This is a genomic window from Campylobacter sp. RM12640 (assembly GCF_020137595.1).
In the GTDB taxonomy this organism is placed as follows: Bacteria; Campylobacterota; Campylobacteria; order Campylobacterales; family Campylobacteraceae; genus Campylobacter_E.
On sequence record NZ_JACGAU010000004.1, the window covers coordinates 91,612 to 114,899 of the forward strand.

The 23,288-nt window shown below is 28.0% G+C and carries 23 protein-coding genes; 6 read left to right on the forward strand and 17 right to left on the reverse strand.

Going from position 1 to position 23,288, the window contains the following annotated elements; genetic code table 11:
• The first annotated feature begins 297 nt into the window (after nucleotides 1-297).
• The 3 genes from AVBRAN12640_RS02420 to AVBRAN12640_RS02430 all read left to right on the forward strand — a co-directional run bounded on the left by AVBRAN12640_RS02420 (nucleotide 298) and on the right by AVBRAN12640_RS02430 (nucleotide 2,950).
• Nucleotides 298-771 (forward strand): hypothetical protein, encoded by a 474-nt coding sequence (locus AVBRAN12640_RS02420; RefSeq protein WP_336608605.1) that lies wholly within the window; start codon nucleotides 298-300, stop codon nucleotides 769-771.
• On the forward strand, nucleotides 768-965 hold the full coding sequence (locus tag AVBRAN12640_RS02425) for a hypothetical protein (protein WP_336608604.1): 198 nt from the start codon (nucleotides 768-770) through the stop codon (nucleotides 963-965). Before AVBRAN12640_RS02420 ends, AVBRAN12640_RS02425 begins: the two co-directional genes overlap by 4 nt.
• 341 nt (nucleotides 966-1,306) lie before the next feature.
• Complete coding sequence (locus tag AVBRAN12640_RS02430) at nucleotides 1,307-2,950, forward strand: methyl-accepting chemotaxis protein (RefSeq protein WP_336607307.1); 1,644 nt, start codon at nucleotides 1,307-1,309, stop codon at nucleotides 2,948-2,950.
• Nucleotides 2,951-2,992: 42 nt separating this feature from the next.
• Here the strand turns inward: AVBRAN12640_RS02430 and AVBRAN12640_RS02435 are convergent, their stop codons facing one another.
• The 11 genes from AVBRAN12640_RS02435 to AVBRAN12640_RS02485 are packed head-to-tail and all read right to left on the reverse strand — an operon-like array spanning nucleotide 2,993 to nucleotide 13,965.
• Nucleotides 2,993-3,751: a 5'-methylthioadenosine/S-adenosylhomocysteine nucleosidase gene (locus AVBRAN12640_RS02435; protein ID WP_336607306.1), complete on the reverse strand. Its 759-nt coding sequence runs from the start codon at nucleotides 3,749-3,751 to the stop codon at nucleotides 2,993-2,995.
• Entirely contained in the window at nucleotides 3,748-5,112 is a 1,365-nt protein-coding gene (locus AVBRAN12640_RS02440) for a uracil-xanthine permease family protein (RefSeq protein ID WP_214117884.1), read from the reverse strand. The genes AVBRAN12640_RS02435 and AVBRAN12640_RS02440 overlap by 4 nt, the downstream gene beginning before the upstream one ends.
• A gap of 1 nt (nucleotide 5,113) precedes the next feature.
• Nucleotides 5,114-6,232 carry a GDSL-type esterase/lipase family protein gene (locus AVBRAN12640_RS02445; protein ID WP_214149779.1) on the reverse strand — a complete coding sequence of 373 codons (1,119 nt, stop codon included), beginning with the start codon at nucleotides 6,230-6,232 and terminating at the stop codon, nucleotides 5,114-5,116.
• On the reverse strand, nucleotides 6,229-7,149 hold the full coding sequence (locus AVBRAN12640_RS02450) for a DUF459 domain-containing protein (RefSeq protein ID WP_336608603.1): 921 nt from the start codon (nucleotides 7,147-7,149) through the stop codon (nucleotides 6,229-6,231). Before AVBRAN12640_RS02450 ends, AVBRAN12640_RS02445 begins: the two co-directional genes overlap by 4 nt.
• Nucleotides 7,149-8,486: an MBOAT family O-acyltransferase gene (locus AVBRAN12640_RS02455; protein WP_336608602.1), complete on the reverse strand. Its 1,338-nt coding sequence runs from the start codon at nucleotides 8,484-8,486 to the stop codon at nucleotides 7,149-7,151. Before AVBRAN12640_RS02455 ends, AVBRAN12640_RS02450 begins: the two co-directional genes overlap by 1 nt.
• Before the next feature lies 1 nt (nucleotide 8,487).
• Complete coding sequence (locus AVBRAN12640_RS02460; protein WP_214149782.1) at nucleotides 8,488-9,468, reverse strand: UDP-N-acetylglucosamine--N-acetylmuramyl-(pentapeptide) pyrophosphoryl-undecaprenol N-acetylglucosamine transferase; 981 nt, start codon at nucleotides 9,466-9,468, stop codon at nucleotides 8,488-8,490.
• Nucleotides 9,465-10,646 carry an FtsW/RodA/SpoVE family cell cycle protein gene (locus tag AVBRAN12640_RS02465; protein WP_214117889.1) on the reverse strand — a complete coding sequence of 394 codons (1,182 nt, stop codon included), beginning with the start codon at nucleotides 10,644-10,646 and terminating at the stop codon, nucleotides 9,465-9,467. Before AVBRAN12640_RS02465 ends, AVBRAN12640_RS02460 begins: the two co-directional genes overlap by 4 nt.
• Before the next feature lie 2 nt (nucleotides 10,647-10,648).
• Nucleotides 10,649-10,870, reverse strand: coding sequence for a hypothetical protein (locus AVBRAN12640_RS02470; protein WP_214117890.1), 222 nt, complete (start codon nucleotides 10,868-10,870; stop codon nucleotides 10,649-10,651).
• Entirely contained in the window at nucleotides 10,867-11,802 is a 936-nt protein-coding gene (lpxD, locus tag AVBRAN12640_RS02475; RefSeq protein WP_267524846.1) for a UDP-3-O-(3-hydroxymyristoyl)glucosamine N-acyltransferase, read from the reverse strand. The genes AVBRAN12640_RS02470 and lpxD overlap by 4 nt, the downstream gene beginning before the upstream one ends.
• Nucleotide 11,803: 1 nt before the next feature.
• Nucleotides 11,804-12,265 (reverse strand): acetolactate synthase small subunit, encoded by a 462-nt coding sequence (gene ilvN, locus AVBRAN12640_RS02480; protein ID WP_214117892.1) that lies wholly within the window; start codon nucleotides 12,263-12,265, stop codon nucleotides 11,804-11,806.
• Complete coding sequence (locus AVBRAN12640_RS02485; protein WP_239803509.1) at nucleotides 12,262-13,965, reverse strand: acetolactate synthase large subunit; 1,704 nt, start codon at nucleotides 13,963-13,965, stop codon at nucleotides 12,262-12,264. Before AVBRAN12640_RS02485 ends, ilvN begins: the two co-directional genes overlap by 4 nt.
• 267 nt (nucleotides 13,966-14,232) lie before the next feature.
• Here AVBRAN12640_RS02485 and AVBRAN12640_RS02490 point away from each other — a divergent pair, with 267 nt between their 5' ends.
• Nucleotides 14,233-15,804, forward strand: coding sequence for a methyl-accepting chemotaxis protein (locus AVBRAN12640_RS02490; protein ID WP_442862375.1), 1,572 nt, complete (start codon nucleotides 14,233-14,235; stop codon nucleotides 15,802-15,804).
• Nucleotides 15,801-16,577 (forward strand): tetratricopeptide repeat protein, encoded by a 777-nt coding sequence (locus AVBRAN12640_RS02495; RefSeq protein ID WP_214117895.1) that lies wholly within the window; start codon nucleotides 15,801-15,803, stop codon nucleotides 16,575-16,577. The genes AVBRAN12640_RS02490 and AVBRAN12640_RS02495 overlap by 4 nt, the downstream gene beginning before the upstream one ends.
• Nucleotides 16,578-16,598: 21 nt before the next feature.
• Here AVBRAN12640_RS02495 and AVBRAN12640_RS02500 read toward each other — a convergent pair whose 3' ends face one another.
• The 6 genes from AVBRAN12640_RS02500 to AVBRAN12640_RS02525 form a co-directional block, all read right to left on the reverse strand.
• On the reverse strand, nucleotides 16,599-17,918 hold the full coding sequence (locus AVBRAN12640_RS02500; protein ID WP_214117896.1) for a DnaB-like helicase C-terminal domain-containing protein: 1,320 nt from the start codon (nucleotides 17,916-17,918) through the stop codon (nucleotides 16,599-16,601).
• Nucleotides 17,919-17,999: 81 nt separating this feature from the next.
• On the reverse strand, nucleotides 18,000-19,079 hold the full coding sequence (gene ispG / locus AVBRAN12640_RS02505; RefSeq protein ID WP_336608600.1) for a flavodoxin-dependent (E)-4-hydroxy-3-methylbut-2-enyl-diphosphate synthase: 1,080 nt from the start codon (nucleotides 19,077-19,079) through the stop codon (nucleotides 18,000-18,002).
• Nucleotide 19,080: 1 nt separating this feature from the next.
• Nucleotides 19,081-19,800, reverse strand: coding sequence for a transporter substrate-binding domain-containing protein (locus AVBRAN12640_RS02510; protein WP_267523204.1), 720 nt, complete (start codon nucleotides 19,798-19,800; stop codon nucleotides 19,081-19,083).
• A 9-nt stretch (nucleotides 19,801-19,809) separates the two neighbouring features.
• The gene (locus tag AVBRAN12640_RS02515) at nucleotides 19,810-20,514 is read right to left on the reverse strand and encodes a transporter substrate-binding domain-containing protein (RefSeq protein WP_214119994.1); all 705 of its coding nucleotides are present in this window, start codon (nucleotides 20,512-20,514) and stop codon (nucleotides 19,810-19,812) included.
• An 8-nt stretch (nucleotides 20,515-20,522) separates the two neighbouring features.
• On the reverse strand, nucleotides 20,523-21,257 hold the full coding sequence (locus AVBRAN12640_RS02520; protein ID WP_214117900.1) for an amino acid ABC transporter ATP-binding protein: 735 nt from the start codon (nucleotides 21,255-21,257) through the stop codon (nucleotides 20,523-20,525).
• Nucleotides 21,250-21,966: an amino acid ABC transporter permease gene (locus AVBRAN12640_RS02525; RefSeq protein ID WP_250325159.1), complete on the reverse strand. Its 717-nt coding sequence runs from the start codon at nucleotides 21,964-21,966 to the stop codon at nucleotides 21,250-21,252. The genes AVBRAN12640_RS02520 and AVBRAN12640_RS02525 overlap by 8 nt, the downstream gene beginning before the upstream one ends.
• 382 nt (nucleotides 21,967-22,348) lie before the next feature.
• Between AVBRAN12640_RS02525 and AVBRAN12640_RS02530 the strand changes: the two genes are divergently transcribed.
• Nucleotides 22,349-23,288: cache domain-containing protein (locus AVBRAN12640_RS02530; RefSeq protein WP_336608599.1), on the forward strand; the 940-nt coding region annotated here is incomplete at its 3' end.

Here is a 23,288-nt window from a genome sequence, read left to right on the forward strand (position 1 = left end):
TATTAAATAATTTTTTTAATTTAAATTCCAAACTAGTAATTATTTTGATTAAGCACAAAATATAATATTTTGCCTTATAACGACATTTAATATTTAATTCACATAAAAAAACTTATTTTTAAACTATCTAATTAATCTTATTAACTTTTATTAATGGGGGGGGGTATTACAATAAATTTTATTTCATTAAAGGAGTTAATATGGATAAAAATTACGATGCTATCTAACTAATTTATTTTAAAACTAAAAAATATAAAAAATCTAAAAATTAAAAAAACTATTTTGAAAGGAAAAACAATGAAAAAATTATTAAGTTTAACAACAATGGCAATGATTGCGTTAGCAACTCCAACACTAAGTGCTGATACAACAGCTAACAACACTACTAAAAAGGTAAAACAAGTAGATTATTCAAAGATGAATTATTTACAACTAAACGATACTTTTTCGGATTTAACCATAAAATTATCTCGTAAATATCTTATGGAGATGCCCTTGGTTACAATAGCGGCAAATGGTAAATCGGATGCAGAATATATAAAAATAAAAAATATTTTTCAAAAATATGCTGATGAATGGACACCTTTTATACAAGAAGTAGAAAAACGTATAGAGAAATACGACGAAAACCATGAAAATAACAAAAGAGCTTACAATGACTATAAAGGGTTACTTAAAAATATAAAATTAAAGATTGATTCAACAGAAGCTTATTATGTAAAACAATATAAAGAAGCCTTAGATAGACAAAAAGCAATGGAGGCTTATTGAAAACACTGTTGAATTCAGATAATATTATTGACACTAAACTAGCTAATACAGTAATAGACACACTTATTACAATACTATCATATATACTAGCATCAATTATAGCATTCACTATAATTGATGCTATAATTGAAAAAACTTATAAAAACAGAAAATTAAAAAGGACTTACAATGGGATTAGGTCAATTTTGGTATAAAACAAAAACCTAATCCATAAGCTATCTTGCTAAATTAATTAAAATTATTAAACTAAAATTGAAATTATCAAAAAACCTTTAAAAAAATAGATTTAAGCACCTTAAAACACAAAAGCTATTAATTAAAAGGCTTATGCAATTAATTCCTAATTTAAATTCTTTTAATTTTAAAATATAAAATCATCATAAGATTGAATTTCAACTAAAATTCCTAGTTTATATGCTTAAATTAAACTTAATTAATTCATATATTAAATTATCATTATAATTTTTCTAATTTTTATTTTGCTAATTAATAATTTTTATTATAATAAAATAAATTTAATTTAAAAGGAAATAAAATGTTAGGGAAAAATCTTTCTTTAAAAGCTCAATTATTCATTGGTTTTGCTAGTATTCTTGCATTTATTTTAATCATATTTTTTAGCGGATATATTAAAATTAATAGCGTAAATAATGATTTAAACGAAATTAGCGATGTAAATGCTGTAAAACAAAGGTATGCAGTTGATTTTAGAGGTAGTGTGCATGATAGAGCAATAGCTATTAGAGATGTTGTTTTATTAAGTGATAAAAACGAGATAAATAATGCTATATCTTTAATTGATAAATTAGAAAACAATTACAATATAGCAGCTAATAATATGGCAAAAATATTTGCAAATGCTAATTTGGTAGATGATAAAGATAGATTGATTTTAGAAAAAATTAAAGGCGTAGAAGCAAAAACTCTTCCTTTAATAAAAGAAATAATTCAATATAAAAACAATAATGATACAAACAAAGCTCACGAAATATTATTATCTCAAGCAAGAGATAGTTTTGTTACTTGGCTAAATGTTATTAATGAATTTATTGATTATCAAGAAGCAAAAAATCAAGCATTAACAAAACAAGCAAGAGGGACAATTAGCAGCTTTTTAAGTAGTAGTATAGCAATTAGCATAGTTGCATTTTTAGTAGCGATTTTCTTAGCACTTTATATAACAAGATTGATTATTAGCTCACTTGGTGGAGAAGTAAAAGACGCAGTTAAAGCAGTAATTAGCATATCACACGGGAATTTAGATACTAAAATTGATACTAAGTATAAAGATAGTATGCTATATGCTTTAAAAGAAATGGAAAATAAATTAAAAGATATTGTAGGAGAAGTAATTCATTCTTCAAAAGAATTAGAAAATAGTGCAAAAGAAGTAACAAATGCTTCAAATAATGCTAGTAAATTATCAAACGAACAACAAAACAAATCAAGAGAATCTTTAGAAAATATAAACAATGCTAGAATAGCTATGCAAGATGTATTAAATATAGCAAATCAAACTAAAGAAAATTCTCAAAAAACGGTTGAATTATCAAATAATGGAATTAATTCTATGAGAACTACAATTAAAGAAATAGAAAAAATCACAGAAACCGTGCATTATTCTTCAGAGCAAATCAAAATGCTAGATAAACACTCAACCGAAATTAGCAATAGTGCAGAATTGATTAAAGAAATCACAGAGCAAACAAATCTTCTTGCATTAAATGCTGCAATTGAAGCAGCTCGTGCAGGAGAGCATGGGCGTGGATTTGCAGTTGTAGCTGATGAGATTAGAAAATTAGCAGAAAAAACTGACACAGCAACAAATGAAATATCAAATATGATTTCAATAATACAAAGCGAAACTCAAGCAACGGTTGATGCTATTCAAACAGCAGTTCCACAAGTAGAAAGCGGAATGAGACTAGCTAATGAAGCTAATTTGATTTTAGAGCAAATCAGCCATCAAGCAAATGATTCATTATTAAAAGCTAATGAAGTAAGTAACGCTGCTAACGCACAAGTAGAAAAACTTCAAAGCCTAAATAACGATATGATAAGTATCACAAAAAGCTCTGAAAATACCAATAAATCTATGCAAGAAAACACACACGCAGCAAATAGCTTAAAAGAAATTGCAAATACCTTAACACAACATATAAAATATTTTAAAATATAAAAAGATTTTTATCCTAGTTTTTGCTAGGATAAAAATTAAATATCAAAACTTATCAATAATCTTTATTAATAATTCTTGTAATTTAATAGCAATACTAGGAGTATAATCAATATCTTCAATCAAATTATCAGATACAATTCTAATAGCTAAAAACGGCACATTAAAAGCTTTAGCAACTTGAGCAGCAGCTACACTTTCCATCTCTTCAACGCTTGCATTATAGGTTTTATTCCAAAGATGAAGCATTAAGATTTCTTTATTAAACGCATCAGCACTAGCTATATTTACCTTTAAAACTCCTTTAGGAGCTAGGCTTATGAATTTATTTACTAAAGTTTCATCACTTGTAAAATACTCATTTTTTAAATCTTCATTATTTGTATCTAGCAAAGTTAGTGGAGCTATCATTGGCTCTTTTGCTAAAGGGTTGATAGTATATAAACTCTTAGGAGTTTTGTAAGAATTTGCATTATAAATTCTATCTCCTACAACTATATCTCCTAATTTAAGACCTTCTACAATAGCACCTGCTGTGCCTTGATTTATAATAATATCAGGCTTAAAATAAGTTATGCCTAAAGTTGTGGCTGCTGAAGCATTTACAAGACCTATTAAAGTCCTTGATACTACAATATCTTTTCCTTTAATTTTGCCTTCATAAAATATATAACTACCTATTTTAACTACCTTTTTATCGCTCATAGCATTTACTAAAGTATCAATCTCAATAGGCATTGCACCTTGAATTAAAATCCTAGCAAAAATAAAGCTAGGAATTAATAATATTAATAGTTTTCTCATTTATTATCCTTAGGTAATAAAATCTCAAGCAATATAGCACTAAATCCTGCAGTTGCAACTGCTGAGCCAAATAGATTTTTAAACACATCAGGTAAATGCTCTAAAATAAGTGGTTGAGTGCTTACTCCTAAACCTAGAGCAAGTGAAATTGAAAGTATCATAACAGAACGCTTATTTAATTCTTCTCTTGAAATTATTTTAATTCCAGTTGCAGCAATTGTTCCAAACATTACTAAAATAGCACCACCAATTACAGGTTCAGGTATTCTTAAAGCAAACTCCGCAACAATAGGAAAAATCCCGCAAATCATAAGCATAATACAAACAATATATCCAACATAACGACTTGCAACCCCGCTTAGTGCGATTACTGCGTTGTTTTGACCAAAACAAGAATTTGGAAAAGTATTAAAAAATGCTGATACTAAAGAGTTAAACCCATTAGCAAATACCCCACCCCTTAATCTTCTTTCGTATATTTCGCCTTTCATTGGCTGATGACTTAGCTCACTTGTAGCACTAATATCGCCAATGGTTTCTAGTGAAGTAACTAAAAATATTATCGCAAATGGCAAAATTAGGCTAGTTTCTATGCTAAGACCATAAAACAATGGTTCAGGAACTATAAATAAATTAGCTGAATGCACATTACTTAAATCAAATCTACCTAAAAATGTAGCAAGTATTAAACCAATAATAATTGAGAAAAATAAAGCTCCAACTCTAAAAATAGGCTTTTTAAAAGAGTTAAATACTACAATTGATAATAATACTACCCCACTTAAAGCTAAGTTTTCTAAACTTGCAAATTGTAAATTCGCAGGAATATCCTTGCTCATACTAGCAAATCCACCGCCTGCACTAATAAGTCCTGCACTAATTAAAGTAAGACCTATTATCATTACAACAATTCCACAAACTAGATTTGAAATAATTCTTTTCACATATTTTAAACTAATTGATACTAGCATTTCAGTGATACTACATAACATAAGAGTTCCAAAAATTGCTGCTAAAATCTCTGCATCACTTAGGTTTTGATTTCTTAATACTAAGCCACCTGTAATGATTGCTGAAACGAAATTAAAGCTTGTTCCTTGAACACTTAATAAACCTGAACCAATTTGAAATTTTCCGACCTTTAAAGTCATCATTTGAATAAATCCAGCTACCCCACTAGCAAATAATGACATAGAAATAATCCTAGTAGCATTTTCAGGGCTAAGTCCTAATTCTTTTCCTATTAATAATGAAGGAGTTATTACTGCTACAAACATAGCTAATAAATGAACAAGTGCAGCTAAAACAGCACGCACAAACGGAGGCCTATCTTCTAATTTATATATTAATTCATCTTTCATTTTATTCCTTTGTAATCTTTAAAAACTCTAATAACCTAAATGCTACATACTCATAGCCCGACTTAGTAAGATGTGTATTTTTTAATGATTTTTTATCATTTATCCAAGCAATTTTTCCCCCTTCTTTTTGCATTAAATTATCTATATCAAAAATATAAACACCACTTGTCTTTGCCACTTGTTTGATTAAAGTTTTTACTAAAGCATTATTCTCTCCTTTAACATAGTTTTTATTCACAAATAATGTTGGTTCTGGCGGGATTAATAATATTATTTTTGATTTTTTTGTTTTGAAAAGTTCTATAATATTTAAATAGTTATTAATGAAATTCTCTTGATTAATCTTATTTGACACACTCTCATTTGTGCCAAAAGAAAATATTATTAAATCATAATCTAGTTTCTTAGCAACACTTTTAGCTAAGTTATAATCTATTCTTGAATAATTAAAAATACTAGCTCCATTAATACCTAAATTATCAATATAACTAGAATTATTAGTAATAAAACCACCGATTTTATTTGCCGTTGTAGAAAAATTAATCTGATTTGTATTTTTTTGATAATTTTTTATATTCCAAATTCCTGATTTAAATTCTAAATACTCAACATTATTAGCCTTGAATTTAAGATTTATATTAATTTCACATTTTGCATTGCAATTTGCATTAATTCCACCAAAACTTAAATTAGTTTTTGTATTTATCAAATACTCTACATTAAATCCTAAATTATTATAATCTGCTAAATACTGATTGTGCCATTTAGGTAAAATCGCAGGAACAAATCCTAAAGAGTGAATATTTAAAGCCTTTCTAAAATATTCGGGAATATAATCACTTGCTAAATGAGAATCTCCTATAAATGCTATTTTTTTATAAGGAATTAAAAGATTGCTTTTAGGTTTTACTTGGATTTCTTTTGGTTTATCAGGCTGAAAATTAACTAAATTTGTTTTAACTTTTGCTTCTTTGCTTACAAGAATTTCATTTTGGCTTTTTTGAGATATTTTAGGGGATTTATAAATCTTATCTGTTTTTATCTCTTTTATAAATAAACTATCCACATAACTACAAGATGAAAAAAATATAACTATACTAAGATAAATAATAATTCTCATTGTATTTCAACTGTTTTAAAAAAATCTTGTGAAATCAACTCATACCCAAGTGGAGTAAAGTGTATGCCATCATTTGACCTAATCCTTTTGCTTTTGCCATCTATCTTGATATAAAAATCAAAATGCTCGGTTAATACAGAATCTAATTTTATAAATTGATAATTATTTTTTTTAGCCAATTCATAAAATACTTCATTTAATATTTTTATTTTTTCATTTTGCTCATCGTTTTTAACTACAGGTAATTCATACCAAAAAATATTAGCGTTATAATCTCTTGTAATTTTTACAAGTTCATCAATTCTTTTTGTATAAAAACTCTTCCATTCACTATCGCCAAATTTTAATACCTTGTTGTTTTCATTAGCATTCCATAAATCATTTACACCTACTAAAATTACTACATTTTTAATTGCACTTTCTTGTAAAGAAGATTTTAAAACCTTTGCATAATCATAGTATTTTTTTCTAAGTAATCCTGTGCTTTGCTTTGCTAAATTCTCACATTTAATATTTTGTTTTTTTAAAGAATTGCATATACTTAGCCCAACACCTTGCATTAAACTATCGCCTAATAAAATTACTCCATTATTTTTACTTAAAACTAATTTTTGATTATTGTGAATTTCTTGTTTAGCAATTAGCTTAATCATATATAAAGTATCAAGATAGCATTTATGAAATACCTTTATTTTATTATTGTTTTCATTGCTTATTTGTGGTTTTATTTCTTTTACCTTTGTAAAAAACACATTGTATTCTAGGTATTCTTTAAATTCATTGCTTTTTTTAAAAAATGCAAAATCAAAATCTATATTTTTATGATAATTTACTTCATAATATTCTTTTAAAGAGTCGTTAAATAAGCTAATAAAAATAATGCTTGAACTAATAATTATTAAAACAAATTCTCTCATTAAAACCCTGCATATATAAAGTTAGGAATTCCACTTGGCATATAAATAAACACAATTAATAAAACTAGATTAATTACAATAATTTTTATAAAAATATTTAAATGTCTTAAAATATTTACAACCAATGCTAAGTGGTTTTTAGAATAAAAATTAATTATAAATAAAACAAATACTACTAAAAATATATAAATTTCTCTTTTATCAATGAAATTAAATTTCAAGAAAAATGAAAAATATTCTCTAACCTCATCAAAACTCACAAAATAAAAAAAGCTCCAAACAATACTAATATAAGTAAAAGTTATAAATGAAGCTACAAATTTATTAAACCTATAAGAAAATAAAGAAATAAAAATCAGCCCTAAAGCGTGAGCTAAACCCCATAAAGCAAAATTATACGAATTTCCGTGCCAAATACCCGAAATGACAAAGGCAATAATAATATTAAAACTTGTTCTATTTACCCTATTTCCACCAAGTGGAATATAAATATAATCACGAATAAAACTTGATAAACTAATATGCCATCTTTTCCAAAAATCTTGAATGTTTCTAGCTTTAAATGGATTATTAAAATTCTTAGGCAATTTAAAGCCAATCATTAAAGCAAATGCGGAAACTAAATTAATATAAGCACTAAAATCTAAATATAATTTGATTGAATACAAGTAAAAACAATTTAATAAACCTAAAAAACTTAAATTATTTAAATCATTTAAAAATGCGTAAAAATACTTATCCACAATAGGTAAAATCAAAAATACTTTTACTAAAGCAAACAATAAATTAGCTAGTATTAAATCCTTGTGTTTAAAGCGTTTTAAAGTATTAAATTGCTTAATAAAATCAACATATCTAAATATAGGACCACTAACAAAAGTAGCAAAAAAACTAAGATAAGTAAAAAGCGTTAAATAATCAACTGGCTCTTGTTTTTCTTTATAAACCCAAACAATATAAGTAATTGCATTAAAAGTATAAAAACTAAGCCCTAAAGGAAAAATTATATCAGCAATCATAATATCAAAATAGCTTAGAACATAATCAACACTATCTTTAATGCTTGAATAATATTTGAATATACATAGATTTAACACTATAAAAAATATAGCAGTATAAAAGATATTTTTAGTATTTCTAACATAAACGCTCAAAGCAAAAAAATGAATAAAAAAGCTAAAAACAAGCACTACTAATAAGCAATAAGGATTAAATAAATATAGTATTAGTATATTAAACCCTAACAATAAAGCATTTTGCTTATTTTTGCCTAGCAAATTAAATACAATGAAAAATATAAATATTAATATTAAAAACTCAACAGAAAAAAAGCTCAAATCAATATTCCTTTAAAACATTTGCTAAGAATTTAGCACCATTTACATTTTCATATTCATATAAATTATTAGCATATTCTAAGGCATTTGTTTTAAGCAAATTCAATACAAATTCTTTATTTAAATTCTTTTCTTCACAAATAAATGCTAGTTTGTTTTCTACTAAATGCAAGGCATTAAAATATTGATGATTTTTATAAGCATATTTATACGGCACAAAAAGTGTTGGCAAAGCTATATTTATTAGCTCAAAACTAGCACTAGCACCTGCTCTACTAATAGCAAAATCAGCTTCTTGCATATATTTATCAATCTCTTTTGAAAAACCTATTAGTGTTGGTTTAATTTCGTATTTCTCATACGCTTTTTCGTATTTATCATACTCTTTAGCACCACATTGATGAATTAATTTAATATTTAATTTTAATAATTCAGGATAAAGCTCTAATGCAAAATCATTCAAAAATCTAGCTCCTTGAGAGCCACCTATTATTAAAATTGTTTTAATTTCGGTTCTTTTTCTTTTATTGAGTGCAAATTTTTCTTGCACAGGGTAAGGGCAAAACTCTTTTTCATAAGCTGAAAAAAACCTTTTAGCAAATGGTTTTGTAAGGCGATTTGCAAGACCCATTTTTGAGTTTTGTTCGTGAATTATTAGTGCTTTAAAACTAATAATTGCAGCTATACTAGCAGGCACACTTGAATATCCACCAACGCTTAAAACACAAGTAATTTTATGCTTTTTAAATATTTTAAGGCATTCAAATACTAAAGCTATTAAAGAAAATAAAACTTTAATCTTGCCTAAAATTCCTTGATTTACGAAACCACTACTTTTTAAAAAATAGCAATTGCTACCTTCAAACCATAAACTATCTTGTCCTTTAGTGCTACCTATATAAACAAACTCATCTAATTCTTTTGACACAGCTTTAGCTACTGCTAAATGCCCGCCTGTTCCACCACCAGTAATTGCTATCATTCTTTATTTTCCAAATTAATATTTTCTCCTGTATTTTTAAAAATACTTAATAATATTCCAATAGCTATAGAATTAGCCAACATAGAGCTACCCCCATAGCTTAAAAATGGCACTGCAATTCCTTTTAAAGGAATTAAAGAAATAATTCCACCAATATTCATTAAAAAAGTAGCCATAATACAAACACCATAGCCTATACAAAACAAATAATTTTGCTTATTTTTCATATAAGTTGATAGTTTTAATACCGAAGCTATTAAAAAACCAAACAATAAAGAAACAAACAAAAATCCTAAAAATCCTATTTCTTCGGCAATGCCTGATAAAATAAAGTCAGTATGAACCTCACTTAAAAATCCTAATTTAAAAACCCCTAATCCAAATCCTTGCCCTAATAAATCTCCATTTGTAATAGCATTTAAACTATGTGATATTTGATAAGGCTCACTTGAATGGGCTATTTTAAGACTTTCTTGAATGCTTTCAGGGAAAATTGGTAAAACAAAATCTTGAATACTACCCCACCACTCAAGCCCTCTTTCAAGTCTTCTAGGATTATAAGCTATTAATGAAATTCCAGCAGCAATTGCAGCTAAAAATAAATATAAAATATTTCTAAATCTAACCCCAGCAGCTAATGCCATAATAAACAATGTAACAGCAGTTACAACACATTGTCCTAAGTCATTTTGAGTAATATAAGCATAGCCAAAAATAAAACAATATATAGCTATAGTTGGAGCTAATAATCGCAAATCTTGTAAAAATTTTCTTTTATTTTCATCAATCTTTCTTGAATATGTAAAAGCCAAAAAAGCTATAAAAGAAATTTTTACAAATTCTAATGGTGCAATGGAAAAACCAAAAAGCCTAATCCATCTTCTAGCTCCTTTAGTTTCAACAACTAACGAAGCAGGTAAAAATGGTAAGACAAAACAAGCTAAAACACTGCAACCTAAAATAACATATAAAATTCTATAACAAGCCTTTTCGCTAATTAATTGAAAGGTAAAAATAATAAGCACTCCAACAATTGCAAAAAGGGTTTGAGAAAATAAAAAACCATAAGGAGATTTTTGTCCCCCATAGTTAAAAAAACCCATAGAAAAAACAAAAACTATGCTAAACATCATAAGTATTAGCACTATTTCAAAAATTCTTAAATGGGTTTTAATCAATTTTATTGCCTTTTGCCACTAATTGATTGTAAAGCTATTATTAATTCATCTAAATTTTCATAAGGAATATGAACTTTCCATTCTGGAATATTTTCTTTTAAACACACTGCTATGCTTAAAACATCATTGCTACCATCTCCATAAGGGTTTTTAATATTAGCTAATGATATTTTGCCACTTTGAGTGCCTTTGAGTAAAATTGAACTAATTAGTTCAGCTTTCATTTATTAATCCTTTTTAATTTTGCTTGCATTTTTAGCCACTCACTTTGCTCCATTATAGGAAATCCACCATAAACCTTGCCACCAGCTAAATCTTTACTAACTCCGCCCCTAGCAGCAATAATAGCACCATCGCCAATTTTTAAATGCCCACTCGTTGCACTCTGACCACCCATTACAACAGCATTTCCAAGCTCACTTGAACCCGCAAGTCCTGTTTGAGATACTACTAAGCAACCTTGACCTAAAACACAATTATGTCCTATTTGAACTAAATTATCAATTTTAGTGCCTGTTTTTATAAGTGTTTTTGAAAATACTGCTCTATCAATACAAACGCACGAACCAATCTCAACAAAATCTTGTAATTCTACATAACCATTATGATAGATTTTAAAATGTCCTTTGCTATTACTTGCATAACCAAAACCATCGCTTCCAATAACACTTCCAGCGTGAATTATACAATGATTTCCTATTACACTATCATTGTAAATTGTAACATTTGGGTATATTATTACATTATCTTTAATACAAACTCCATCGCCAATATAAGCACCTGCTAAAATAGTGCAATTACTTCCTATGCTAACATCTTTACCTATATAAACATTTGGCATTATTGTTGTATTTTCGCCTATAATTGCGTCTTTACCAACTCTAATTAAATCCTTAGAAAATACCTTACTAAACAATGCAAAAATATATTTTGGGTCTTCACAAATAACTGCTTTTACATTTGTTGGTAAAAGATTTGCTAATTTTTCACTAATTAATACTGCACCTGCTTTAGTAGTTTTTAAAGCATCACATTCTTTTATACAAAAACTAAGCTCATTTTCATTTGCATCTTCTAAGGAATTTAGATTTGAAATTTGCATTTCAAATTCTATTTTAATTCCTATATTTTCACATAATTCTTTTAAACTCTTCATATTAATTTTCCATTAAAACAACGCCGCTTCTAGCACAATCTTTAGGATTGTATTTTTTAATCGTCTTTAAAAAATTATCCACTCTATCGCTAGTATCATTTACGCAAATTGTCATATATTCATCATTTGAGTGAGCTATTGTTCCATTATAGCCTTTTAATAAACTATCAAGACCAGCTAGATTTTGGTCTATATTGATTTTTACCAAAACACATTCACGCTCAACAAATTCGCAATCTTCAAAAACTTTATAAGTAGAAATTAATTTGTGAAGTTGTTTAGTAATTTGCTCAAACACAGCTTCATCTCCACTTGTAATTATATTAATTCTTGAAAACTCTGTCCCTGCAATAGGAGCAACAGTTAAGCTATCTATATTATAACCACGACCAGAAAATAACCCTACTACTCTACTTAAAACCCCGTGTTGGTTTTCTACAATAACGCTTAACGCCCTTCTCATTTGCTATCCTTTGTGATTAATTTTTGTGGTAATATCATATTATAAATTGCAGCACCTGCTGGAACCATTGGTAAAACATCTTCAAATCTTGAAATAACAACATCAATCACGCAAGTTCTAGGGCTTTTTAAACATTCGTGATATGCTTTAATAAATTCATCTTTACTTTTTACTCTAAAGCTATCACAGCCAAAACTTCTTGCTAACATTTCATAATCAGGTTGCACATCTTCAAGATTAGTTTCTGAATATCTTTCATTATAAAATCTAGTTTGCCATTGACGAACCATTCCTAAATAAGCATTATTTAAAATAATATTAATTACTTTTTTACGCTCTGCAGTTAATGTCATTAATTCTTGAATATTCATCAAAAACGAACCATCACCAGCAAAATTAAGAACTACTTCATTATTTTTTGCAAATGCAACTCCTAAAGCAGCAGGAATTGAATATCCCATAGTTCCTAAACCACCACTTGTGCTAAGTCTTCTTGGCTCATTGAATTTAAAAAATTGTGCTACCCACATTTGGTGTTGCCCTACATCGGTAATAATATTTGCATTAGGAGTAATTTTCGCACATTCATTAATTACCCATTGTGGTTTTAAGATTTCATCGCTATCTTCATAACTAAATGATGGATATAAACTCTCGTGTCTATCTAAAACACTATGCCAAGTTGATAAATCAAATTCAAATTCTTTTACCTCATCTAAAAGATCGCTAATAACACTACCAACATCTCCAACTATAGGAAAATCAGCTTTAATGATTTTAGAAATTGAAGTTGGGTCAATATCAATATGAGCAATTTTTGCTAATTTTGCAAACTCGCTAGTTTTACCTGTAATTCTATCATCAAATCTAGCACCTAATGAAATTAATAAATCACATTCGCTCATAGCCATATTAGCTCTATAACTTCCGTGCATTCCTGCCATTCTTAGATTATACGGATTATCGTGTTCTAATACCCCTAAACCCATTAAAGTGCAAACCGCAGGAACTTTAGTTTTTTCCACAAATTTACGGATAGCCTCGCTAGAATTTGAACTAATACAACCACCACCTATATATAAAAGTGGTTTTTTAGCTTCCATTAAAGCACTTGCTAGGCGTTTAATTTGTCTTGGATTGCCTTTATAAGTTGGCTTATATGTTTTCATATTTACTTCACTAGGATATTTAAATTCGCCTTTAATAGCTGTAATATCCTTTGGAATATCAATATGAACAGGCCCTGGACGACCACTTCTTGCTATGAAAAAAGCTTCTTTTAAAACTCTTGGTAATTCTTCAATAGTTTTTACTAAATAAGAATGCTTTACACAAGGCCTACTCATTCCAACTGCATCAATTTCTTGGAACGCATCAGTTCCTATTAGTGAATTTGCAACTTGAGCTGAAATTAAAACCATAGGAATACTATCAGCATAAGCTGTAGCAATCCCTGTTAAAGTATTTGTAAATCCTGGACCACTTGTAACAATAGCAACTCCAACTTTACCACTAGCCCTTGCATAGCCATCTGCTGCGTGAGCTGCACCTTGTTCGTGACGAACTAAAACATGTTTAAAATCATTTTGTTTATATAATTCATCATAGATATTTAAAGCTGCTCCACCAGGATAACCAAAAACTACTTCAACACCTTCTAGCTTTAAAGCTTCACAAATCATCTTTGCACCTGTAATCATACTGCCTCCATTAGGTTTTTTCTTAGGATTTAATCAAATTTTGCTTATTTAATAATTAATACAAATTAAAAAGAATGAAAAATGTAAAAAAAATAAAATTTAATTAATAAAAATTTATCTAATATATTTATTATTTACGAAAAATTAAAAGGATTTAGAATGAAAATTTCACTTAAGATTAGTATATTGGTATTTTGTTCATTATTACTATTAGTAGTATCACTTAGCTTTAATTCTAGTTTAATGTTTGATAAGTTAGAAAACAAAATGCTAACTGAAATTGAAAACGAAAGCATATATCTTAGAAAAGAACAAGTAAAAACCTTAGTAGAAAGTATGGTTCAATATACAAAAACAACATATAAAGATTTAGAAAATCAAAACAAATTAAAAGAATTTAATGACATATTAAAAAACAAATTAGATGAAGTAAGATACGATAACAATACTAAAGGATTTTTAGTATTTCAAGAAGATGGTTTAGTTGTGTATCACACACTAAAAGATTGGATTGGAACTAATAAAATTAATTCAGTTGATACCAATAATAAAGCTTTCATACAAGATATAATCAATGCTGGAAAAAATGGTGGTGGCTTTAGCGAATATGAGTTTAAATATAAAGATAAAACTACTAAGAAATTCTTAGCATATTCATTACAAGATAAAGCAAGTGGCTTGATATTTAGCACTGCAGTTGATTTAGATAGTGTTTATACATTTTTAGATAAAAACGCAAAAGAATTAGGCGAAGAACAATTTAAAGAATTAATAAAATTTATAATTATTAGTGCAATTATTTTCATAGTTTTAATGCTTATTGCATATATTTTCGCAACTTTATTTATATCAAAACCTTTAAAAATATTAGAGATTAAAGCAAGAGATTTAAGCAGTGGAGATGGGGATTTAACTAATAAATTAGAAGTGAAAGGAAATGATGAAATAGCTCACGCTTCAAGTGCTATTAATGAATTTTTAGAAAAAATAAGAATTTTAATCAAACAAGCTAAAAATATTTCTAACGAAAATGCTTCAATAGCAAGTGAATTAGGCAATACTAGTCTTCAAACAGGAAAACGCGCTGAAGAAGGCAGTGAAATAGTAAATCAAATAGCTAAAAAAGGACAAAATACCAAAGAAAGCTTGGAAATAGGAGTTCAAAAGGCTAAGGACGCTACTATAAAATTAGATGAAGCTTTAAATATGATGGAAACTTCAAATAAAGAAATTAATATATTAAGTAATAAAATCATACATAGTGCAAGTATTGAAAGCGAACTTGCTATGAAGATAGAAAAGCTTAGCACAGATGCTGATAATGTAAAATCAGTATTAGAAATCATTAACGAAATTGCAGACCAAACAAATCTTCTTGCATTAAATGCTGCTATTGAAGCTGCACGTGCAGGAGAGCAAGGTCGTGGATTTGCCGTAGTAGCTGATGAAGTAAGAAGCCTAGCTGAAAGAACACAAAGAAGTCTTAGCGAGGTAAATGCTACTATAAGCATTATAGTTCAAGGCATAAAAGACGCAAGTGAGCAAATGAGTATTAACTCAAACCAAATGCAAGATTTAAGTAATATTGCAAATTCTACTAAAGATAATATGAGTATTATGAAAAATAGCGTAGCAGAAGCTATTAGCTCAAGTGAAAAAACCGTGAATGATTATATAAATACAAGTAAAGATATGGAAGAAATTCTAAATAATTTAAACAATATGAATACAATAACGAACGAAAACGCAAGAAGCGTTGAAGAAATAGCTGGTGCAGCAAATCACCTTAGTGAAATGACTGAAGAGCTAAATAAAAAATTACAAGAGTTTAGAACATGAAAAAGATATTATTTTTAATTAGTATGAGTTTAGTATCAATGGCTGATTATTTAAGTGATTGTGAAAATAGCAAAATTCCTGCTGCTTGTTATAATCAAGGTGTAGTTGAATATAATCAAGATAATTTAGGTCTTGCTATAAGACATTTTACCCTAGCTTGTGATGGCGATATTTATAATGCTTGCTACAATTTAGGGGTAATTTATAGTAAAAATAACGAAAAAGATAAAGCAAGTAAATATTATGAAAAATCTTGCGATAATGGAAATTATGAAGCTTGCTTTTATGCAGGGATTAATACTCAAGATTTTAATAAATCAAAAGAATATTTAGCAAGAGCTTGTGAAAATAGCTATAAAGACGCTTGCTATAATTTAGGAATATTATTTAAGAAAAATCAAGAATTTGATAATGCAAAAATATATCTAAAAAAAGCTTGTGATGATAATTTAATCCCAGCTTGTTATGGCTTAGGCAATTTATATGCTAATGAAAAAAATAATAATTTAGCTATTAAATATCTATCAATTGCTTGCTCTGCTAAAGATTATAATGCTTGTTATAATTTAGGTAATGTATATTATGAATTAAAAGATTATGATAAAGTAGCTAGTTTGTGGAATCAATCTTGCGATAATAAAGACGCATACGCATGCAATAATTTAGGCGTTATGTATCATAAAAAAGATAAAAATATGGCTAAATTGTATTATAAAAAATCTTGTGATTTAGGAAACAATATAGCTTGTGAAAATCTAAAAATACTTGAATAATTTAGGAATTTATTTCCTAAATTAAAATTCTTCAGTCTCGCTTGGTTCGTTGTCTTTTCTAAACTCAAGTTGTAAAAATTTCGCTTTAGAAGCTTTAAAATCAAAATGAATTTCTTTTAATTCCCCACTTCTATTCTTAGCAATATCAAGTATAGCGTGGCGTTCTGCTAAAATAGTCGGATCATCATCAGCTTTATTAATAAATAATATCAAATCAGCATCTTGTTCTATACTACCACTCTCACGAATGTCTGAGAGCATAAGTTTTTTATTCATCCTAGAATCCACCGAACGATTAACTTGAGAAAGAGCTAAAATAGGGATTTTTAATTCTAATGCAAGTAATTTTAACCCCCTACTAATCTCGCTTACTTGAATATGTCTATCAGCCCTTGTATTTAGTGAGTTCATAAGCTGAATATAGTCTAATACACATAAACCTATATTGTTATGCTCTTCTTTTAATCTTCTTAAAGATGAGCGAAGAAATTCTATATTTAAATTACCCTTATCATAAATATATAAAGTCTTTTCACTAAGCATATTCGCACTCATTTGCATATTATTTATCTCATCTTCTGTTAATCTATCTCCTGTTAAGATATTTTGCAAACCTATTCCTGTATCTTGTGCTATTAATTTAGCCATTATCTTATAAGCTTCTGTTTCAAGACTATAAAACACTACTCCAACATCTTTTTTAAGTGCGTTTAGCAAAATATTTAAAGCAAATGTAGTCTTACCCATACCAGGACGAGCTGCAAGAATTATTAATTCCCCTGCTTTAAAGCCCTTTGTATAATGATTTAATAAAGAAAAACCTGTATCAACTCCGATTACATCTTTATCAATTATCTTGCTAACCCTATTTAATTCTTCATAAAACTCATTAACAGCAGTTCTTGAACTCTTTAAAGTATTATCACTAACGCCTGATACTAAAGAATAAATCTTAGCATTTAAATTATGCGTATAATCAATACTATCTTGCACACTGCTTAGCTCTTGTGTGCTTGTATTCATTAAAGAATTAAGCTGGTCTTTTACACTTAAATTCCTTAACATTTTTGAATATTCATCAACTTCTATGAAAGAATTTTGCTGCTCAAGTGCAGTCCAAAAACTATCCTTTGCACTTGCAAAAGAGATTTTTACTAATTTTAAATCCACACTCTCTCTAAGTCTTCTTTTATTTAATATAAACTCAAATATATCAGCGTGTAATCTATATGAAAAATCACTTGGCTTAATAATACTTGCGGCTATATCTATATTTTCATTATTTTCTATACAAGCTAATAAAATACTTTGCTCTAATTCAATATCAAAATACTTACTCATAATTCTTCCTTAATTCTTATTTTAATCTCTCGTAAAAATTAAAGAAATTAAAATAAGAATTTGAAATAGGAATTTCAAATTCTATTCTTCATAAAGTTTTGCTTCGTCTAATACTTCATCTAAAAATCTATCTACTAAAGTATCATATTTGCATTTTGCAACCACTTCGCCGTGTCTTATTACTAAGCCTTCATTTTTGCCAAATGCAATCGCTACATCAGCTCCTTTAGCTTCTCCTAAAGCATTTACAACACAACCCATTACGCTTATATTTAATGGTGCTTTAATGTGTTTTGTCTTTTCTTCAACCACTTTAATAGCACTTAACAAATCGCTTTGAATTCTTCCACAGGTTGGACAAGAGATTATATTTATACCGCTTTTTTGCACTCCACTATCTTGCAAAATCGCTTTAGCAACCCTTATTTCTTCGCTAAGCTCTCCTGTCATAGAAACACGAATAGTATCGCCTATGCCATTTAATAATAACTGACCTATAGCAATTGAGCTTTTTATTGTGCTATGAAACTTAGTTCCTGCTTCAGTTACTCCTAAATGAAACGGATAATCACACAATTCTCTTAATCTCGTATAACTTTCTATTGTGCTTTGTGCGTCTGAAGTTTTAATACTTATTTTAATATCCCTAAAATCAAAATCTTCAAGTAATTTAATATTATAAACAGCACTCTCAAGTAAGGCTTTTACACTTCTGCCGTATTTGTTTTCAAATTGCTTTTCAATACTTCCGTGATTTACACCAATTCTTATAGGAATATTTCTTTGCTTACAAGCATTTACTACTTCTTTTATATTTTCTTTGCCACCGATATTTCCTGGATTTATTCTAATACCATCTATAAATTCAGCACAATATAAAGCTAATTTGTGATTAAAATGAATATCTACAATTAGCGGCAGTGGGCTTTGCTTTTTAAGTTCTGCTAAAGCCCTTGCATCTTTTATATCCAAACACGCAACTCTTACTATATCAGCACCTGCTAATTTTAACTCAATTAATTGCTCTAAACATCCATTAATATCTTGAGTTTTTGTAAATAGCATTGATTGAACGCTAATTGGAGCATCACCACCGATTTTAACCCCGCCTACACTAATTTGCCTAGTTTTAAATCTAGGCTTAAAAAAATCACTTCTCATATTAATTTATATTGTATTTTTTAAGTAAAGCTTCATATTCGCTAGTTTTTATAAATTCTTCTAAAGCTTTATTTAATTTCTCTCTTAGCTCTACATTTTCATTTTTGCTAAACGCTATAGAAAATCCTTCTGTGCCATCATCTTCATTATAAAATTCAGCTAAATTAGGATATTTTGCTAAATATTCTCTTGCCACAAGTGCATCAAATGCTAAAGCATCTAATTTTTTATCATTTAAAGCCATTACTAAAACAACAGGATTTTCATTAGGTTGCACTAATGCACCTACTTGTTTTACTGCTGCTTCTTGAACCGTGCCTAATTGCACTCCTACTTTTTTACCTTTTATATCATCTTTAGTTGCGATACTGCTATCTTTATGCTTTAGATAAATTGTCTTAGCTTTATAATAAACATTGCTAAAATCACAAGCTTTTTTTCTTTGTTCGCTTGAACTCATAGCACTCATAATAGCATCAATCTTACCTGCTTTAAGTGCTGCAATAAGTCCATCAAAACTCATAGCTTTAAACTCATATTTTATACCAGCAATCTTTGCTAAATTATCAAATAATTCAGCATCAAAACCACTAATCTTATCATCAACTAACATATCAAATGGAGGATAATCAGGAGAAATCCCAACTTTATAAACCTTGTCATTTGCATATAAACAAGCACTAAAAACCAGTGCAAACACTACTAATAAAAACTTTTTCATAACTACTCCTTATAGCCCGTATTTTTTGATAAGCTCATCATACTTACCACTTGCTTTTACTTCTTCAAGGGCTTTATTAATTATATCAATTAAGTCTTTATTTTTATCCTTTGCAAATGCAAATGCAAAACCTAAAGCCCCGTCATTTTCTTCATAAAAACTCTCAATTTCAGGATTTTTTGCCATAAATTTCTTAGCCACAAAAGAATCAAAAACAACCGCATCTATTTGCTTATTCACAAGGCTCATAACAACCACTGCTGAATCTTCGTGTAAAATCACATTAGCACCTAGCTTTCTTGCAGTATTTTCTTGAATTGTGCCAAGTTTAACTCCTGTTTTAACACCTTTTAAATCTTCTTTTGTAGTGAAAATATCGCCCTTTCTTTTAAGATACATAGTTTTTCCAAAAAAATAAGGATTAGAAAAATCACAATTCTTCATTCTTCTTTCGCTAATACTCATTCCTGAAGCTATCATATTGATTTTACCAGCTACTAAAGATGGAATAAGCCCATCAAAACTCATATTAACAAATTCAATCTTAAGATTAGCAACCTTTGAAATCTCATTTACTAAATCAACATCAAAACCACTCAATTTACCATCAACCATCATATCAAATGGAGCGTAATTTGCTGAAATACCAACCTTAACAACTTCATTTGCATAAGCAAATAAAGTTATAAATAAAGCTAAAAAAATCTTTTTCATATCTAATCCTAATGATTTAAAACTTTGTTTAAAAACTCATTTAATCTAGCATTTGTGCTAGAGTTAAATACAACTTGTGGCGTATCATCTACTGCTATTTTGCCACTTTCCATAAAAAATACCCTATTAGCTACATTTTTTGCAAAACCCATTTCGTGAGTTACTAATATCATAATAGGAGCATTATCTCCACTTGCTATTTCTTTAATAAGTCCTAAAACTTCTCCTACCATTTCAGGGTCAAGCGCACTAGTTGGCTCATCAAATAATATAACTTCAGGCTCCATCATAAGGCTTCTTGCTATTGCTATTCTTTGTTTTTGACCGCCGCTTAATTTGTGCGGGAAGAACTCTTCTTTATCAGCTAAACCAACTTTAGCTAAAAGATTTCTAGCTTTTTTAATAGCTTCATCTTTGCTTAAAATATTTAAACTAACAGGGGCTAAAATCAAATTATCCAATACATTTTTATTTGCAAATAGATTAAAATGTTGAAATACCATTGATACTTTTTGTCTGTGCTTATTAATATCAATTTTTTCATCTAAGATATTTTCATTATTGATTAAAATCTCTCCACTACTTGCAACTTCAAGTTTATTTAAACATCTTAAAAATGTGCTTTTTCCACCGCCACTAGGTCCAATAATAGCAATAATATCGCCTTTATTAATCTCTACACTAATATCTTTTAATACTTCTAAATTCCCGTAATTTTTGCATAAATTAGATATCTTAATCATTTCTTTTTAGCCTCATTTCTAATAATCTTACAAAACAAGTAAATACTTTAACACTAGCATAATACACAACACCTGCGAAAATATAAGGCTTAGGGTCGTATAAAAGTGATTGAAAAATCTTGCTTTGAAAAGTCAAATCAACAACGCTTATAAACGCAACTACTGAAGTTTCTTTAAACAACGATATAAACTCATTTGCTAAAGCAGGAATGATATTTTTAACAGCTTGTGGAAAAACTATCATTTTCATAGCTTGAAAATGCGATAAACCCATAGACCTTGCTGCTTCCATTTGACCTTTATCAACGCTTTCAATCCCACTTCTAATAATCTCTGCAACATAAGCACTAGAATTAAGTCCTAAAGCAATAACAGCTACAAAAAATACATTTTCAACTTGAGCAAAAACCACAAATGCAAATATCATTAAAAGTAGCATTAATGGCATACCCCTAATTAAATCTAAATATTCATTGATTAACATTGTTAAAAATCTATTCCTAAGCACCAATAAAAACGCTAATAAAAATCCACCAGTAAGACCAATAATCAAACCAAGTGAAGTAAGTCCTAAAGTAGTGCCATAACTTTTAAGATAAGCTAAATGCTCTGCTTCGCTAAGTTCTTTAAATGGATAACAATAATAAGTAGTAATAATCACTATTGCAAGTGGAAAAATTACTTTAAAAATATTTTCTAAATTCTTCAATTTTTTTCCTTTAAACAAAATAATAAAAAGTGTAAAAACACAACTAAAAAACGATTATAAATTAATGAGTATTATGTAGATGACGAAGATGATGACGGATAGTAAGATATTTGTTGTGCTTGATTAAATCTATAATTTTCATCTTTTCGTCCTTTAAAAAAAATAAGTTTGATTATCTCTTTTTTAGCTTAATGATTTATTAAATTTATTAATTTTTAAGCTTAAAAACTTTTTTGTATTTTTTTAAGATATTTAAAATAAGAATTTAAATTAATGTAAATAATTTTTATCATCTAATAATTTATTTTATAATTTTATTTTTATTTAAGGTTGGGGGGGGGTAAAATTGGTATTCGATTTCAATTAAAAAAAGGATTACCAAATGAAACTTTCTTTCAAAATTTCATTAACAACTGCAAGTTTATTTGTAGTTTTACTTTTAGCTTTATCTTATATGCAAAGCAATAAAACAGAAGATATAATCATAAATAATTACGATTCTTCAATAGCAGGAGAATTGCAATTAAGAAATGCTTATGTTGATGAATATATCAAAACCCGTATTGAGCAAATTGAAAAAATTGCAAAAACTTTTGAAGATGCTGATGATTTAAGCCCAGAATTTATCAAGCAAATCATTAGTAGTGATAATAGGGTTTTAGATTTTCAAGGATTATTTATAGGCTTAGCAAATGGAAATGTTTATAAGGCTGAACCTGATTTAACTTTTAGATTAATCCCTAATTTTGATGGTAGAACTAGAGCTTGGTATAAAGAAGCAGTAGCTTTAAAAAAGGCTAGTAATTCATCAATTTATCAAGATGTCTCAAGCAAAAAATCAGCCACAACTATTTTTGCACCTGTGTTTAAAAATGATAAAATCGTAGCTGTAATTGGTGGAAATATACTAATAAATGATTTTAGCGATACCATTACAAAAATTAAATCTCATAATGATATTAGCACTTTAATTCTTGATAAAAATAATGAGATAATAGCTAGTGAAAACGCAAACGAATTAGGCAAACCTGAATGGCTTGATAGCCTAAATCAAAAATTATCTACGCTAAAAACTAATAAGAATTTAAATCATATTGTTTTTACAAAGGATAATAAAAATTACTTAGCTTATTGTATTATTAATGATATAAGTGGATTTAGTATTTGCACCATTATTTTAGAAGATGTAATAAATAATAGTGTAAATGATGCTAGAAATGCTACTTTAATAAGCTTTTTAATATTTTTAATAATAGTAATAGGATTTTTAAGTTTAATTATTAATTTTTATTTAAAACCTTTATCAAAAATCACACAAGGAC

Bases quoted from the DNA above. Each gene is read 5' to 3' on its own strand.
- AVBRAN12640_RS02485 (WP_239803509.1), bottom strand. From the start codon at position 13,965: ATGATTACAGGTGCAAAGATGATTTGTGAAGCTTTAAAGCTAGAAGGT.
- AVBRAN12640_RS02420 (WP_336608605.1), top strand. From the start codon at position 298: ATGAAAAAATTATTAAGTTTAACAACAATGGCAATGATTGCGTTAGCA.
- AVBRAN12640_RS02520 (WP_214117900.1), bottom strand. From the start codon at position 21,257: ATGATTAAGATATCTAATTTATGCAAAAATTACGGGAATTTAGAAGTA.
- AVBRAN12640_RS02450 (WP_336608603.1), bottom strand. From the start codon at position 7,149: ATGAGAGAATTTGTTTTAATAATTATTAGTTCAAGCATTATTTTTATT.
- AVBRAN12640_RS02490 (WP_442862375.1), top strand. From the start codon at position 14,233: ATGCTAACTGAAATTGAAAACGAAAGCATATATCTTAGAAAAGAACAA.
- AVBRAN12640_RS02510 (WP_267523204.1), bottom strand. From the start codon at position 19,800: ATGAAAAAGTTTTTATTAGTAGTGTTTGCACTGGTTTTTAGTGCTTGT.
- AVBRAN12640_RS02440 (WP_214117884.1), bottom strand. From the start codon at position 5,112: ATGAAAGATGAATTAATATATAAATTAGAAGATAGGCCTCCGTTTGTG.
- AVBRAN12640_RS02460 (WP_214149782.1), bottom strand. From the start codon at position 9,468: ATGATAGCAATTACTGGTGGTGGAACAGGCGGGCATTTAGCAGTAGCT.
- ispG (WP_336608600.1), bottom strand. From the start codon at position 19,079: ATGAGAAGTGATTTTTTTAAGCCTAGATTTAAAACTAGGCAAATTAGT.
- AVBRAN12640_RS02445 (WP_214149779.1), bottom strand. From the start codon at position 6,232: ATGAGAATTATTATTTATCTTAGTATAGTTATATTTTTTTCATCTTGT.
- AVBRAN12640_RS02515 (WP_214119994.1), bottom strand. From the start codon at position 20,514: ATGAAAAAGATTTTTTTAGCTTTATTTATAACTTTATTTGCTTATGCA.
- AVBRAN12640_RS02470 (WP_214117890.1), bottom strand. From the start codon at position 10,870: ATGAAAGCTGAACTAATTAGTTCAATTTTACTCAAAGGCACTCAAAGT.
- ilvN (WP_214117892.1), bottom strand. From the start codon at position 12,265: ATGAGAAGGGCGTTAAGCGTTATTGTAGAAAACCAACACGGGGTTTTA.
- AVBRAN12640_RS02495 (WP_214117895.1), top strand. From the start codon at position 15,801: ATGAAAAAGATATTATTTTTAATTAGTATGAGTTTAGTATCAATGGCT.
- AVBRAN12640_RS02435 (WP_336607306.1), bottom strand. From the start codon at position 3,751: ATGAGAAAACTATTAATATTATTAATTCCTAGCTTTATTTTTGCTAGG.
- lpxD (WP_267524846.1), bottom strand. From the start codon at position 11,802: ATGAAGAGTTTAAAAGAATTATGTGAAAATATAGGAATTAAAATAGAA.
- AVBRAN12640_RS02500 (WP_214117896.1), bottom strand. From the start codon at position 17,918: ATGAGTAAGTATTTTGATATTGAATTAGAGCAAAGTATTTTATTAGCT.
- AVBRAN12640_RS02430 (WP_336607307.1), top strand. From the start codon at position 1,307: ATGTTAGGGAAAAATCTTTCTTTAAAAGCTCAATTATTCATTGGTTTT.